We start from the raw sequence: 15,318 nt of genomic DNA, 5'->3' as shown, positions 1-15,318 counted from the left end.
TTACTCTTTCGCCACGCGCCAGCAGCGCACTACCCCAGATAGGAAAACCAATGGCCACTACTACCCTTGGCGTAAAACTCGACGACGCCACCCGCGAGCGTCTCAAGCAAGCTGCCCACTCCCTCGACCGCACCCCGCACTGGCTGATCAAGCAGGCGATCTTCAACTACCTGGAGCAGGTCGAAGGCGGTCTGACCCCGGCCGAGCATTCCGGCCTGGCCGCTGCTGCCGGTGAAGAGTCGGTCGACGCGCTGAGCGAGCAAGGCCTGCAGGTATTCCTCGATTTCGCCGAAAGCATCCTGCCGCAGTCGGTGCTGCGCGCCGCCATCACCTCCGCCTATCGCCGCCCGGAAACCGAGGCGCTGCCGATGCTGCTGGAGCAGGCCCGACTGCCAAAAGAGCAGGCCGAAGCCACCCAGAAGATGGCCCTCGGCATTGCCGAGAAACTGCGCAACCAGAAGACCGCCAGCGGCCGCCAGGGCCTGGTGCAGGGCCTGCTGCAGGAGTTCTCGCTGTCGTCTCAGGAAGGCGTGGCGCTGATGTGCCTGGCCGAGGCGCTGCTGCGCATCCCGGACAAGGCCACCCGTGACGCGCTGATCCGCGACAAGATCGCCAACGGCAACTGGAGTCAGCACCTCGGCCAGAGCGCCTCGATGTTCGTCAACGCGGCGAGCTGGGGTCTGCTGATCACCGGCAAGCTGGTCGCCACCCATAACGAAGCTGGCCTGTCGTCCTCGCTCAACCGCCTGATCGGTAAGAGCGGCGAGCCGGTGATCCGTAAGGGCGTGGACATGGCCATGCGCCTGATGGGCGAGCAGTTCGTCACCGGCGAAACCATCGGTGAGGCCCTGGCCAACGCCAACAGCATGGAGAGCAAAGGCTTCCGCTACTCCTACGACATGCTCGGCGAAGCCGCGCTGACTGAGGCAGACGCCAAGCGCTACCTGGCTTCCTACGAGCAGGCCATCCATGCCATCGGCAAGGCCTCCCACGGCCGTGGCATCTACGAAGGTCCGGGCATCTCGATCAAGCTCTCCGCCCTGCACCCGCGCTACAGCCGCGCCCAGTACGACCGCGTGATGGACGAGCTGTACCCGATCCTGCTGGGCCTGACCAAGCTGGCCAAGCAGTACGACATCGGCCTGAACATCGACGCCGAAGAAGCCGACCGCCTGGAAATCTCCCTCGATCTGCTCGAGCGCCTGTGCTTCGCCCCGGAGCTGGCCGGCTGGAACGGCATCGGCTTTGTGATTCAGGCTTACCAGAAGCGCTGCCCGTACGTGATCGACTACGTCATCGATCTGGCCAAGCGCAGCCGTCACCGCCTGATGATCCGCCTGGTCAAGGGCGCCTACTGGGACAGCGAAATCAAGCTGGCCCAGGTCAACGGCCTGGAAGGCTACCCGGTTTACACCCGCAAGCCGTACACCGACATTTCCTACCTCGCCTGCGCGCGCAAGCTGCTGGCCGTACCGGAAGCCATCTACCCGCAGTTCGCCACCCACAACGCCCACTCGCTGTCGGCCATCTACCAGATCGCCGGGCAGAACTACTACCCGGGTCAGTACGAGTTCCAGTGCCTGCACGGCATGGGCGAACCACTGTATGAGCAAGTAGTGGGCAAGGTCGCTGACGGCAAGTTCAACCGTCCGTGCCGCATCTATGCCCCGGTCGGCAGCCATGAAACCCTGCTCGCCTACCTGGTCCGTCGCCTGCTGGAAAACGGCGCCAACACCTCGTTCGTCAACCGCATCGCCGACCACAGCATCTCGCTGAAGGAGCTGGTGCTCGACCCGGTCGAGCAGGTCGAGCAGATGGCCGCCCAGGAAGGCGCTGTCGGCCTGCCGCACCCGCGCATCCCGCTGCCGCGTGACCTGTACGGCGCCGCCCGCGCCAACTCCAGTGGCATCGACCTGGCCAACGAACACCGCCTGGGTTCGCTGTCCTCGGCGCTGCTGTCCTCCACCAATACCCTGTATGTGGCCCAGCCGATGCTCGGCTGCGATGCGCCCAACCCCGGCCCGGCCGAGCCGGTGCGCAACCCGGCCGATCACCGCGACCTGGTCGGCCATGTGCATGAAGCCAGCGAAGCCGATGTGAAGAGCGCGATCCTCTGCGCCCAGGCCAGCGGGCAGATCTGGCAGTCGACCCTGCCGGGCGAGCGCGCCGCCGTACTGGATCGCGCCGCCGACCAGATGGAAGCGGAAATCCAGCAACTTATGGGCCTGCTGGTGCGCGAGTCGGGCAAGACCTTCGCCAATGCCATTGCCGAAGTGCGCGAAGCGGTGGACTTCCTGCGCTACTACGCGGCGCAGGCGCGTGAGTATTTCAGCAACGACAACTACCGCCCGCTGGGGCCGGTGGTGTGCATCAGCCCGTGGAACTTCCCGCTGGCGATCTTCAGCGGCCAGGTGGCCGCGGCCCTCGCCGCCGGGAACACCGTGCTGGCCAAGCCGGCCGAGCAGACTCCGCTGATCGCCGCCCAGGCCGTGCGCATCCTTCTCGAAGCCGGCGTGCCGGCCGGTGCCGTGCAGTTGCTGCCGGGCCGCGGCGAGACCGTCGGCGCGCGCCTGGTGGGTGACGAGCGCGTGCGTGGGGTGATGTTCACCGGTTCCACCGAAGTCGCCGGCATCCTCCAGCGCAACATCGCCGGGCGCCTCGATGCCCAGGGCCGCACCATCCCGCTGATCGCCGAAACCGGCGGCCTCAACGCGATGATCGTCGACTCCTCGGCACTGGCCGAACAGGTGGTGGTCGACGTGGTCAACTCCGCCTTCGACAGCGCTGGCCAGCGTTGCTCGGCCCTGCGCGTGCTGTGCGTGCAGGCCGACGTGGCCGACCGCGTGGTGGAAATGCTCAAGGGCGCCATGGCCGAATACCGCATGGGTTCGCCGGAGCGCCTGCACACTGACATCGGTCCGGTGATCGATGCCGAAGCCAAGGGCAATATCGAGCAGCACATCGAGAAGATGCGCGAGAAAGGTCGCAAGGTGTTCCAGAGCGCCCGCGTCAGCGGCGACGAGATCAAGCGTGGCACCTTCGTCATGCCGACTCTGATTGAGCTGGACAGCTTCGCCGAGATGCAGCGCGAAATCTTCGGCCCGGTGCTGCACCTGGTGCGCTACCAGCGCAGCGATCTGGGCAACCTGCTGCAGCAGATCAACGACAGCGGCTACGGTCTGACCCTCGGCGTGCATACGCGCATCGACGAAACCATCGCCCAGGTGGTGGATAACGCCCATGTCGGCAACCTGTACGTGAACCGCAACATCGTTGGTGCCGTGGTCGGCGTGCAGCCGTTCGGTGGCGAAGGTCTGTCCGGCACCGGCCCGAAAGCCGGCGGCCCGCTGTACCTCTATCGCCTGCTCTCGACCCGTCCGCAGGAGGCGGTGGCCGCGCAGCTCAAGGGCGACAACGTGCAACCGCTGCCACGTCCGGCCGAGCAGGAAAAAGCCCTGCATGCGCTGAGCGAGTGGGCCAGCAAGCACGACCAGGCCCTGGCTGCGCTATGTGCGCGCTACGCCGAGCTGGCGCAGAGCTATACCTGTCACGTGCTCAGCGGCCCGACCGGCGAACGCAACACCTACAGCCTGCTGCCGCGTGAGCGCGTGCTGGGCCTGGCCGAGGAGCGCGGCGACCTGCTCGCGCAACTGGCCGCGACCCTGGCCGTGGGCAGCCGCGCCCTGTGGCTGGAAAGCCAGCGCGAGCTGTTCGCCAGCCTGCCGAAAGAGGTGCAGAAACGCATCGACCTGGTCGCCGACTGGACCAGCGTGGACGCCGAGTTCGACGCCATCCTGCATCACGGCGATTCCGACCAGCTGCGCGAGGTCAGTCAGCTGGCGGCCCAGCGCAAGGGCGCAATCATCGGTGTGCATGGCCTGAACAAGGGCGAGACGGATATCTCGCTGGAGCGCCTGCTGATCGAGCATGCCCTGAGCGTGAACACCGCGGCGGCCGGCGGGAACGCCAGCCTGATGACCATCGGCTAAGTCGTTGGGTGATGGCGGTGGATAACGCTCTGCTTATCCACCGTTGTCGTCGCCCGGCAATCAGCTTGATGGCGCCATGGAAAGCTGGCTGAAAGCTTGCCGAGGCATGCTGTAACGGATTCCGCAGCGGACACTGTTCGTTGCGTTGCTACAAGCGGCTTACCGCCGTTGCCAGGGGCTGTCGCAGGCGTCTGGCCGGATGGATGACCAGCGAGGCTGGTCGCCCGCCACACTTGGTGCACCTGCTCAGGGGGCTTACCCGCCCGGCGTCGAGTGATCTCTCTTCTGGCGGCTTGCCGCCATCCGCACCGACCTATCCGGTTGGCGCACTCACGGGGTTATCCATCCCGTGCCCTTTTTGCGAAAACGGCCTGCAACTGAGCAGGCCGTTTTCGTTTGCCTGCTGCAATGGCGATACGCCGCCGATGGCTTGCGTTGCACCGAAGTTCGCAAGCCCGGAATGCCAGCAGCAAGTTTTCGGCATGCCGCAGGCTTGATTAGAACTTTTCTCCGGGCAATAAAAAGGCCGGCTTGTGGCCGGCCTTCAGGGGGTGGTACTGGCTTATTTTTGGTAAGCCGCTACCGCCTTCAGAATTGCAGCGCGGGCTTCGTCAGCGTTGCCCCAGCCTTCGACCTTGACCCACTTGCCCTTCTCGAGATCCTTGTAGTTCTCGAAGAAGTGCTTGATCTGCTCGATCAGCAGCGGAGGCAAGTCGGTGTATTCCTGTACATCTTTATAGATGGTGGTCAGCTTGTCGTGCGGTACGGCGATCAGCTTGGCGTCACCGCCGGCTTCGTCGGTCATGTTCAGCACGCCAACCGGACGGCAGCGGATGACCGAGCCCGGGGCGACCGGATACGGAGTCACGACCAGCACGTCGAGCGGGTCGCCGTCGTCGGCCAGGGTGTGCGGGATGAAACCGTAGTTGGCCGGGTAGAACATCGGGGTGGCCATGAAACGATCGACGAACAGGCAATCGGTATCGTGATCGATTTCGTACTTGATCGGCGCATGGTTGGCCGGAATCTCGATGGCGACGTAGATGTCGTTCGGCACGTCTTTGCCGGCCGGGACTTTGCTGTAGCTCATAGTGGACACCCCAGGGTTGGGCCAAAAAAAGTGGCGGGATTATAGGCAGATTCTCCCGGCGTTACTACGTCCAGTTGCTCAGCCTTTGGTCGGGGATTGGTTTTCCCGGTAGTCCGGGTGGCTGGCCTGCAGTTGCTGCAGGCGGGCCAGTGGATCCTGGCGATAGAAGGCCTGGAGCTGGGCGTACACCGCCGGGAAGGCCTCGGCCAGCAGATCCGGGGCGCTGAAGAAGTATTCGCTGGTGACGGCGAAGAACTCTGCCGGGTTTTCCGCGGCATAGGGATCGATGGCGGTTGGCGCGTCGGGATCGGCATCGAGGATGCTGTTCATCTGCTCGTAGGCGGCCTGCATGGTGGCGGCCCAGGTATCGATGCGCATGCTGCGGTGCAGCGGCGGCAGGCCGTTGGCGTCGCCGTTTAGCATGTCCAGCTTGTGCGCCAGCTCGTGGATCACCAGGTTGTAGCCATCCCAGCCGCCACTGGCCTGCACGCCGGGCCAGGCGAGGATCACCGGGCCGCGGTGCCAGGCCTCGCCGCTGTGTTCGGCATCCCATTCATGTTCCACACCACTGGCGTCGCGGTGGCGCTGCGGGCTGACGAAGTCGTCCGGGTACAGCACGATCTCGTGGAAGCCCTGGTACCAGTCGAGGTCAGCCAGGTGCAGCAGCGGCAGTTCGGCGAGGGCGGCGAGGGTCAGGCGATCGACTCGGCTCAGCTCGACGCCGGGCAGGGCGCTGAGGTGCTTGTGGTGGAGGAACAGAACGGCGCGGCGGAACAGACGCTGTTCCTCGGCTTCGCTGAGCCCGTCGAGCAGCGCCAGACGCTGGCGTACCTGCTGCCAGTGCTGGGTGGTGTACGGCGCTCGCGCGAGGATGCGGCGCTGGCGCCAGGCACGAAATGACCACATGGATAAGGTTTCGTAGGCTTGGGGCGCCCACCTTATGCAGCCTCTGCGGCAGCTGCAAGTCGGCGCTCGGCACAAAGGCTGCAGAGCAACAGAATCAGCCTGGCGGTGGAGCGGCGCGATGTCGTTGCAGTGGATAGAACAGCCAATCGTAGGCCTGGCGCTGGGCCAGGGCATTGACCTGCCCGGCCAGGCCGCGCGCAGTCGGGCAGCCTGGATCGACTCTCGCCAGGGTGATGCATCGCTGTTGCTGGTTGCACTGCTCTGGGCTCGCCAGTGCGCAGATGTGGTGCAGGCTCTCGAGGAGCAGCTCGACGCGCTGTTCGCCGATTTCCTCTGCACGCCGCAGGGCTGGAGTGATACCCAGGCTGCCCGCCAGGTGCTGTCCGCGCTGAACCTGCGCCTCTATCGTCAGCGCCAGGCGCATGCGTCGCCTGGCGAGCTGAGTGCCGGACTATTGCTGGTGCAGGCGGGCGAGGTGCACTTCCTGCAGGCCGGCAATATCGGCCTGTTGCGCTATCAGCAAAGGGTCTTGCAGAGCCTGGTCGGGCGTGCAGAGCAGTATCTCGGGGTGCAGGCCGAACTGGCGCTGGTGCAGCATCATTTGCCGAGCGAGGCGGGTACGGCCCTGCTCCTGGGGCCGCAGCCGCTGTTCGAGGTGGCGGACCTGCAGGCTTTCCGCTCCGCTTGCGCGGACTTGCCGGGCAACGCCGTAAGCACGGCGCTGTCACCGCTGCTGCAGGCGCCGGGGGCGGCGGTGTTGCTGCTGCCGGAAGCCCTGCCCGCAGGGATGCCGCATGAGGGTTGTCAGCCCCTGCCGAGCGTGGTGCAGGCGCAGGTCGGCATGCGTCTTGATGGCTGGCTGCTACAGGCCGAATGTCCCTATGGCCCGGCTGGACGAGTGTTTCAGGCGTGCGCAGAGGATGGCCGCGAAGCGCTGCTGTGGTTGGCGGCGAGTGCCGCCGACGAGGCTTTCTGGCAGCGCGAGTGGGTGTTGCGCCGTTGCAGCCTGGCGGCACTGCCACAGGTTGTTTCGCCCCGTCAGCCACGCCGCTTTGCCTATCTGTTGTTGGAACCGCCAGGCGCGGACATGTGCAGCCTGAGCCAATGGCGGAGCGCGCGCGGCAACCTGGATGCGGCCACGCTGTTGCCCCTGCTCGGGCAACTGATCGATGCCGTGCGCGCCCTGCAGCGCCGCGGCATGCAGGGCTTGTGGTTGAGCCCGCGGCAGATTCTGCTCAACGAGCAGGGGCGTTTGCTGTTATTGCCGGAGCTGGCGGCGATCCTGCCGGGTGTGCCGCGCCAGCTGCTGCCGGCCGAGGCCTTGCCCCTGGCCCCGGAGCTACGCGCAGCGGAGGCGGTGGATGGGCGGGCTGAGCAGTTTTCCGTTGCGGCGCTGGCCTACTGGCTGCTCTGTGGGCAATGGCCGGAAGCGGCGCGTTCGGCGGTCAATGACGGCAGTCGCTATGTGCCGCTGGCGCGCCTGCTCGAGACAGTGCCGCAGGGCTGGGATGGCGTGCTGGCCCGCGCGCTGGCGCCCCAGGCCGGGCAGCGTTACGAGGCGCTGTCGGAATTACAGTTCAACCTGCAGCAATTGTTCGAGCAGGAAGCTGGCGCGCGAGGCGCAACTGGCTGGCGGGGGCGTTGGCGGCGCTTGTGGCGCAGGCGCTGAGTGAAGCGGCCCCCAGCCTTGCGCTGGGGGCTGTGCGGCTCAATCTTCGTCGAGGGGGAGGACGAAGTTCTTGAACTCGGTGTCCTCGCGGAAACCGATCGACTCGTAGGTTTTGTGTGCGGTTTCGAAGTTGACGCTGGAGGCGACGCGCATGCGCACGGCATTGGTGCTCTTGGCCATCTGCTTGGCGGTCTGCAGCAGGCGGTCGGCGACCAACATGCGGCGGGCGTCTTCGGCAACGAAGATGTCGTTGAGGATCCACACGCGCTTGAGCGACAGCGAAGAGAAGCTGGGGAACAGCTGGCAGTAACCGAGCGCCTTGTCCTCGTCATCGGCCAGGGCCAGGTAGATCACCGATTCCTTACGGCTGAGGCGGTTCTCCAGGAACTTGCGCGACGAGTCCGGCAGCGGCAGCTCGCCATAGAACTCACGGTACTTGATGAACAGCGGAGTCAGCAGGTCCAGATGCTCCAGGGTGGCTTGGACGATGCGCATAGCGGGCCTCGGCTTTTGTGGAGTGGCGTGGCTGGCAATGCAGATGCTGTGCCAGTGGTCAGACTTGATCCTGCCTAATGCAACTGGAAAGCGCAATCCAAGCAAGCGTTTGATTTAACGCTGCTCGCCGAGCAAGGCCCTCGGCGGTTTTGCTAGCGGCGCTTTCTAGGTGGAGCGGATCAGGCAGTTGGCGTCATCCGGTACGACTCGCGGCTGGCCGCCATGCCCTGGCTCAGGCCCTCCGGCGCACGTTGAAGCAACAGGTGCAGTCTTCGCCCTGGGAGCCTAGGTGGAATATGCGCCATGGCCCCAACCGGCTGTGCGCTGGCGCCGCTGAATACGCGGCAGCATTTGCCATGCTCGGGGCCATCGCTCATACGTTCAGGGCTGCCTTGGCTGATATGAGCCGACGGGCGGCCCTTTGTCGGTATGGCCTTGAGTGGCAGGGGGCGATCGAAAAATCGAGCAGAAATGCTGGCAGATTGCCATTTTGCTAATGGCTTTTGCTTTTGCCGAGGGGTAGGCTCGGGTGAAAGATTTCTGGCGCCAGTTTTGGCGTCGCGACATGTCACCGTTCAAGTTTGTCTGCCAAGAGCAGATATCTAACGGTAGAGGTGCCAGCCAGACCCCGTTGCGGCACGCACGTTGAACCGGCGTTCAGGGTGCAGGACACAGGTGGTACAGGGGCGATGTCAGGCTGGGGTGGTCGGCGGTTGTTTGCGCCGAACGTGACTGAATGCATTTGTCGAGATCATCTATGTCGTTGTCGCTCAGCGCTCCCTGCTTCTGCCTCCAGCCATTGAACAGCATGGTTGGTACCTTGGCCGTTACCGGCACCAGCGTCACGGGGGAGAGTTCCCCGTTCGGTGTGATTACCCTGGTTTTGTTATTGCTGGTCGCTGGCGTCGGCTTCTGGCTGCTGCAAACCAGGCATGCGCGGGCGCTGGAGACCTTACAGCGGGCCCTGGCTGACAGCGAAGCGCAGCGCCGCAACATGCTGTTGCCTGAGGTGCTCGAGCAGCATCAGCAGCAGAGCCGCGAAGAACTCGATGCACTGCGGCAAACCCTGGCGCAGAGCCAGCAGCAGGCCCAGCAGGAACTCTATGCCCTGCAACAGGAGTCCGAGCAGACTCGCCAGTCCCTGGAGCAGGAAATTGACCATCTGCAGCGCGCACGTCAGGCCATCTTGCAGGAAATGGCCGGCAATCTGGTGCAGATTGAAACCTCGGTGCAGGAGTTGCTGGATATAACCGCGACCATCGATCGCTGGCATGAAGGCATGAACGGCATCATGGTCCACAACAAGATCATGCAGAAGCAGATCGGCGACTTTAAGGGCATCGTCGGCCAGATCGCCATTCTGTCGCTCAATGCGGCGATCGAGGCGGCGCGTGCGGGTGAGTCCGGGCGTGGCTTTGCGGTGGTTGCCGATGAGGTGCGCAAGCTCTCGACCAGCGCCGAAACGCTGAACGAGGACTACCGCACCAACCTGAACAAGAACGCCCTGATTGCCACCCTGGCGTTTCAGGATGTGCAGGCCGGCGGCAATATGATCGTGACCGCCATTCATGGCGTGCAGAGCCGGATCAGTAGCCTCGGGCAGACCCTGGAAGGTGCCAACTAAGCCATGCGCACAGCCAATTACGAGCTCGATGCGACGCTGTACAAGTTGCTGCAGGTGGCGTTGGAGCAAACCCTGAAGGCCTGTGCGCCTGCCGTGCCCTGGGTCACCAGCAAGGTCGAGACGCTGGATGAACTGCGGCATGATCACTGCCTCGTCCTGACCATTTCTTCGTTCAAGTTCAAGATCATGTGCCTGCTGCATCATTCCATGGATGCGGCCAATCGCGCCTTCGTGGCGGAGGCAACTGACACCAAGCTCGAAGACCTCGAGGAGTCGGTGTACACCGACTACCTGATGGAAATGAGCAACAGCTTCTGCGGTACGTTCAAGCGTCACTTGCAAGGCAGCTGCCCGCCGCTGGGGATGTCTACGCCGAACTTCCTGGAGAGCGCCAGCCTCAACTTCGACAACCTCAAGCTTGCCCACTGCGTGCATGTGCGCGCTCAGGCAGCCATCGGCGCGCCCTCGCTATTCGCCGCCAGCGCGCTGGTGATCGCCCGCAACGAAGGCGATTTTACCCTGTTGCCATATCAGGACTACGTCAGCGAGATGGATGCCGCCGCCGACAGCTCAGGAGAGCTGGAACTGTTTTAAAAGCCCCGACTTCAATTACAAGAGGGTTGCGTCCGTATGATCGGTTTTGAGAAACAGCTCGTCAGCAAGGTGTTGATCTTCGAGGATGCTGCCGTCGCCCAGACTCAGTTGAAGGCTTTTTGCAGCGAACAGGGTCTGATCGCCCTCAAACAGGCCAACCATTCGGCCATGAAGATGCTGGAAGCCAATATCGACTTGGGGGCGGTGCTGATTTCAGAGGGTTTTGTCGACCGTGCCGAGGGCATTGCCAGTGGCTTCGAACTGGCCCGGCGGGTTCATCAGCTGCGCCGCGAGCTGCCGATCTTCATTCGCCGCGACGGCCGTACCGACCTGGACGACCTGCCCGCCGAGCAACGCGCCTGCGTGGCCGGTGCCTACGATATCGAGCGTCCGGAAACCCTCAAGCTGCTGCTCGACCAGTACCTGGCCGACACCGAATACCCCATCTCGCTGATTCGGCGCATCGAAGAAGTTACCCACAGTTCCCTGACGGCGCTTTTTCGTGACGTCGAAGTGAGCAACGAGCTGCCTTACCTGGTGAAGGACAAGCTCACCTATGGCGACATCCTTAGCCTGCTGCCGGTCGAGTCGCCCTGGTTCAGCGGCTACATGATGGTGCAGAGCGAGGAGCAGCCGATGATCGAGCTGATCAAGGCTGGCCGCACGGCTATCGATGGCCATGCCGTGGATTTTCGCGACGTCATGGGCATGCTCAGCGAAATCACCAACCTGGCCTGGGGTGGCTTGAGAACCCGCTTGCTGGCGCTGCACCCGGCGACCATCGATGACAGCACGCGCATCAGCGTGCCGATCACAGTCAACCAGTACAAGGAATACATCTCCTTCGGCACCGATCGTTCGCAGCTGTGCTTCAAGTACACGCTGCGTGACGTGCATGGCCAGTTGGCGCCGGTCACCCTGTTCCAGAAATTCATTTTCAATATTCGCTGGTCGCCTGAGGAGTACCTGCAGGCCGACGAAAACAAAGTGGAAGACTTGGTTGAAAGTGGTTGCCTCGAATTGTTCTGAGTCAACTGCCGTACTGCCAAAAAGATGATTAATAGCAGTTTGGCTGCATAGAAAAGGTAAGGCTGAATCCAATGGCACAAATACTCGTAGTAGATGACAGCGCCGCGATCCGCAATGAAGTGGCCGCATTCCTCAAGTCCAACAATTTCACGGTGGAAACCGCAGTCGACGGTAAGGACGGGCTGGCCAAGCTCAAGGCCGATCGGGCCATCAAGCTGGTCATTTCGGACGTCAACATGCCGAACATGGACGGCCTGACCATGGCCGAGAAAGTGCGCAGCGAGCTGGGCAATCAGACCGTCAACATCATCATGCTGACCACCGAGAACGACCCCAACATGAAAAATCGCGGCAAGGCGGCGGGTGTCAAAGGTTGGATCGTCAAACCATTCAACGGCGCCAATGCACTGGGCGCGATTCAGAAACTGGTTGCCGGTTAAGGCGCAACGCCTGCCGTTGTAAGTAGCTGATCGGTCATAGGCTGCCGATAAGGATGCCTAGCTTCATCGCTGGAATATAAAAATAAAGAGTCCACTATGGTGATTGCATGCCAACGCTCAAGCTCAGTTTCAATCAGAAGGTAGCCTTTGGGTTCGCCGTCATCCTGCTGTTGTTGACCATCTCTGGCGCAATGTCCCTGTGGACTCTTAGCGACATCAGCAGTTCCAACGAGCGCGTTCACGAAACGGCCGTTCCGGTGGTCAGCGAGGTCAACAAGGTGCAGATTCGCCTGTTGAAGCTGGCCAACCTCAGTGCGCTGGGTTTCAACGCGCTGAGCGAAGAAGACATCCGCCCCTATCGCGATGACTTCGAAAAAGGCGCCACCGAGTTCGCCGAGGGCTTCAAGACCCTCGAGACCCTGGCCCAGGCCGACCCGCAGCGTGCTGCCCTGGTCGCCGACATCAAGAGCAACTACGAAACCTACACCGTCGCCGTGCGCAAGATGTTCGACGCCAAACTGGCCGTGCTGATCGCCAAGCAACAGGTCGAGGATGAAGTCGGCGTGGTCATGGAGCGCTCCGACGACGTTGGTTTCGCCTTCCTCGAAATCGTCAACTTCCGCGCCCCGAGTCGGGCGCTGGAAAAGGATCTGAGCCTGGCCCAGGGCTTTGCCAACCAGGCCGATGCTCTGATGGCAGGTGTGGCCAAGGCGGCCCAGGAAATCCAGAACGGTGAGGATCTCGAGCGTCTGGATAGCGCTCAGGACGACTTCGAATTCATCATCAATGGGGCGATGTTCTGGTTCGACAAAGCCATTCCCCTGTTCCAGCCGATGGATGACGCCGACATCATCGGCACCGCCCAGAGCAGCGTCGAAGCCCTGCGTGCAAGGCTCAAGGCCCAGCCCAACCTGGTCGACTACAAGCGCGAACAACTGACCCAGGCGCAAACCGCCCGCGAGCAATTGAGTGCTTCCAAGGTAGCGGTAGAGAAGTCGGTGGCGGGGCTGGATGAGGTTCTGGTGTCTGCAGACGCCCAGTTCAATCGCCTGCAAGCCGAGCTGGGCGATAGCGTCAGCTTCGGCTTCAAGAGCACCATCGTGATCCTGATCATCCTGCTGGGTCTGGCGACGCAGAACTTCAACTCCATGCGCCTGGCCATTCGCAAGAAGATGATTGACCTGGCCAAGCTCAACGGCATCGGCGGCACCCTGGCGGCTGCGCGCGACCAGGACACGGCGCTGGAGCTGGTGCTGCATGCCATGTACGAGAAGATCGGCATCGAGCGCGGCTCGGTCTACCTGTTCAACAAGGACAACGAGCTGGAGGCGAAAGCCTTCCTGCCGCCCAAGCAGATGGACGGCGCACCGTCGGCGATCACCTTCACCATGGGCGAGGGCGTGATCGGCCGTGCGGCCGCCTCCAAGCAGGCACTGTTCGTACCGGACACCAGTCGCGACCCGTCCTATGTCGGCGGTGAGGGCGAGAAAGCCAAGGCCCTGCTCTGCGTACCGCTGGTCGACAAGGACATCCTGATCGGTGTGATGAACTTCTCCGGCGAAGTGAACAAGGTGGCCTTCGCCGACAGCGACTATGAGTTCGTCGCCTCGGTGGCGCGTTCCCTGGTCACCACCATCAAGAACATCCGCATGGTTGAGGTGATCGAGGAACATAATCGCACGCTGGAGCGCAAGGTCGAGGAGCGTACGGCGGCGCTGAAGCAGAAGAACGAAGACATCGCCAACATGTTCTCCAACATGCACCAGGGCCTGTTCACCATCGTCGATGGCGGCCTGATCCATCCCGAATATGCGGCGTACCTGGAGACCATCTTCGAGACCAAGGAAATCGCCAACCGCAACTTCGTCGACTTCATGTTCAGGCGCTCGACCCTGAGCGCCGACGTCATCGATGCGGCCTCCACCGCGGTGGCGTCCATCGTCGGCGAAGACGCGATGATGTACGAGTTCAACTCGCACCTGCTGGTGACCGAGTTGACCCTGGAGTTCAGCGACAAGCCGAACAAGCTGATCGAGCTGGACTGGGATCCGATCATCGATGATCAGGACGTGATCACCAAACTGATGGTCACCGTGCGCGATGTCACCGCGCTGAAGGAGCTGCAGGCCGAGGCCGAGGGGCAGAAGCAGGAGCTGATGATGATCGGCGAGATCCTATCGGTGGATGCCGACAAGTTCAGCGACTTCATCGAGGGATCGACGTCCTTCGTCGACAAGTGCCGGACCATCATCGAGGAAACCGAGCAGAAGGATCTCGGCAAGCTGGCCGAGCTGTTCCGCAACATCCATACGGTCAAGGGTAACGCCCGCACCTATGGCCTCAAGCACATCACTGATACGGTGCACCGCATCGAAAATACCTACGACCAGCTGCGCAAGAACGAGGACATGCAGTGGCAGCCTCAGGAATTGTTGAGCGAGCTGGCCTTCGCCGAGCAGGCGATCAAGGTCTATAGCAGCATCTTCAAGGACAAGCTGGGCCGTGATGGCAAGCAGGGCATCGCAGGCGCGCGGGTCGACCGGGAGCAGATCAGCCGCCTGCTGGAGAGCATTGCTGCGCTGTCCGATACCGAACTGCCGGCCAATGTGATCAGCATCGTGCGTGATACCTACCACTCCCTGGCAGCCATCGATGCCGAGCCACTGGAGTCGGTGATTGCCGATGTGCTCAAGTCGGTGCAGTCGCTGGCGGAGGAACTGGGCAAGCCGGCACCGCTGGTGGTGATCGAGGATCACGATATCTACACGCGCAAGGCCGCACACGGCATGCTCAACAATATCTTTATGCATGTGTTGCGCAACGCTGTGGACCACGGCATCGAAGCGCCGGCCGAGCGTCGCGCGAAGGGCAAGGCCGAGCGGGGCAGTATCCGCATCGATGCGGTGGAAGACGACGGTGCAGTCAGTTTCGTGGTGCGCGACGATGGGCGTGGCATTGCCTTGGGCAAGATATTCGCCAAGGCCGTCGGCATGGGGCTGTACCCGGCCGATGCGGCGCGTCCTGCGGCCAGCGAGATCGCCAACCTGATCTTCACTTCCGGCTTCTCCACCGCCGATGAAGTCACCGAAGTATCCGGACGCGGTGTCGGCATGGATGCGGTGCGCGAGTTCCTCGAATCCGAGGGCGGCAGCATCGAGATCAAGCTTGATGCCGGTGATGAAGGCGCCGACTACCGTGGCTTCACCACCCTGATACACCTGCCGGCCTCGCTCTGCGTGATTCCGCCGGAGTTCGCCCGGGCCAGTTGAGTTGTATGCGGGGCGCTCACTGTCTGCCGGTGAGTGACCCCGTAGCGCCTGTCCGTGCATCTACCTGCCATATGGTTTTATCCTGCCGATCTGTGCCCGCACCGTTGTCGGTGCGGCGCACGCTCTGCCGCTGGCCGCTGTGCTAACCTGCGGCAAATTTCCAGGCCTTTATCCGGCCATGTGAGCGCCCACCTCTTCGGCGCTGTCGTGCAG

The 15,318-nt window shown here is 62.8% G+C and carries 10 protein-coding genes; 7 read left to right on the top strand and 3 right to left on the bottom strand.

What is annotated here, in order from left to right; all coding sequences use genetic code 11:
- The first annotated feature begins 50 nt into the window (after positions 1–50).
- Positions 51–3,989, top strand: coding sequence for a trifunctional transcriptional regulator/proline dehydrogenase/L-glutamate gamma-semialdehyde dehydrogenase (putA, locus tag H3H45_RS02255; RefSeq protein WP_182832127.1), 3,939 nt, complete (start codon positions 51–53; stop codon positions 3,987–3,989).
- 562 nt (positions 3,990–4,551) lie between these two features.
- On the opposite strand, the gene ppa is transcribed toward putA, so the two are convergent.
- Both ppa and H3H45_RS02245 read right to left on the bottom strand, forming a co-directional pair.
- A complete protein-coding gene (gene ppa / locus H3H45_RS02250) occupies positions 4,552–5,079 on the bottom strand; it encodes an inorganic diphosphatase (protein WP_182832126.1) in 528 nt (175 codons plus the stop codon).
- 78 nt (positions 5,080–5,157) lie between these two features.
- Positions 5,158–5,985, bottom strand: a complete 828-nt coding sequence (locus H3H45_RS02245; RefSeq protein WP_182832125.1) for a M90 family metallopeptidase — start codon at positions 5,983–5,985, stop codon at positions 5,158–5,160.
- Positions 5,986–6,103: 118 nt separating this feature from the next.
- Here H3H45_RS02245 and H3H45_RS02240 point away from each other — a divergent pair, with 118 nt between their 5' ends.
- Positions 6,104–7,654 (top strand): serine/threonine-protein kinase, encoded by a 1,551-nt coding sequence (locus H3H45_RS02240; protein WP_182832124.1) that lies wholly within the window; start codon positions 6,104–6,106, stop codon positions 7,652–7,654.
- A 39-nt stretch (positions 7,655–7,693) separates the two neighbouring features.
- On the opposite strand, the gene H3H45_RS02235 is transcribed toward H3H45_RS02240, so the two are convergent.
- Positions 7,694–8,149 (bottom strand): GNAT family N-acetyltransferase, encoded by a 456-nt coding sequence (locus tag H3H45_RS02235; protein ID WP_182832123.1) that lies wholly within the window; start codon positions 8,147–8,149, stop codon positions 7,694–7,696.
- A gap of 808 nt (positions 8,150–8,957) precedes the next feature.
- Between H3H45_RS02235 and H3H45_RS20375 the strand changes: the two genes are divergently transcribed.
- The 5 genes from H3H45_RS20375 to H3H45_RS02210 all read left to right on the top strand — a co-directional run bounded on the left by H3H45_RS20375 (position 8,958) and on the right by H3H45_RS02210 (position 15,105).
- On the top strand, positions 8,958–9,773 hold the full coding sequence (locus tag H3H45_RS20375) for a methyl-accepting chemotaxis protein (RefSeq protein WP_407926669.1): 816 nt from the start codon (positions 8,958–8,960) through the stop codon (positions 9,771–9,773).
- Between the two features lie 3 nt (positions 9,774–9,776).
- Positions 9,777–10,367, top strand: coding sequence for a hypothetical protein (locus H3H45_RS02225; RefSeq protein WP_182832121.1), 591 nt, complete (start codon positions 9,777–9,779; stop codon positions 10,365–10,367).
- A gap of 36 nt (positions 10,368–10,403) precedes the next feature.
- Positions 10,404–11,396 (top strand): chemotaxis protein CheX, encoded by a 993-nt coding sequence (locus tag H3H45_RS02220; RefSeq protein ID WP_182832120.1) that lies wholly within the window; start codon positions 10,404–10,406, stop codon positions 11,394–11,396.
- A gap of 71 nt (positions 11,397–11,467) precedes the next feature.
- Positions 11,468–11,836: a response regulator gene (locus H3H45_RS02215; RefSeq protein ID WP_182832119.1), complete on the top strand. Its 369-nt coding sequence runs from the start codon at positions 11,468–11,470 to the stop codon at positions 11,834–11,836.
- A gap of 107 nt (positions 11,837–11,943) precedes the next feature.
- Positions 11,944–15,105 carry a GAF domain-containing protein gene (locus tag H3H45_RS02210; protein WP_182832118.1) on the top strand — a complete coding sequence of 1,054 codons (3,162 nt, stop codon included), beginning with the start codon at positions 11,944–11,946 and terminating at the stop codon, positions 15,103–15,105.
- The last annotated feature ends 213 nt before the right edge of the window (positions 15,106–15,318 follow it).

The organism is Aquipseudomonas guryensis, from assembly GCF_014164785.1.
Classification (GTDB): Bacteria; Pseudomonadota; Gammaproteobacteria; order Pseudomonadales; family Pseudomonadaceae; genus Aquipseudomonas; species Aquipseudomonas guryensis.
The sequence above is the reverse complement of the archived record's forward strand: the minus strand, read 5'-3'. Positions and strand labels throughout refer to the sequence as shown.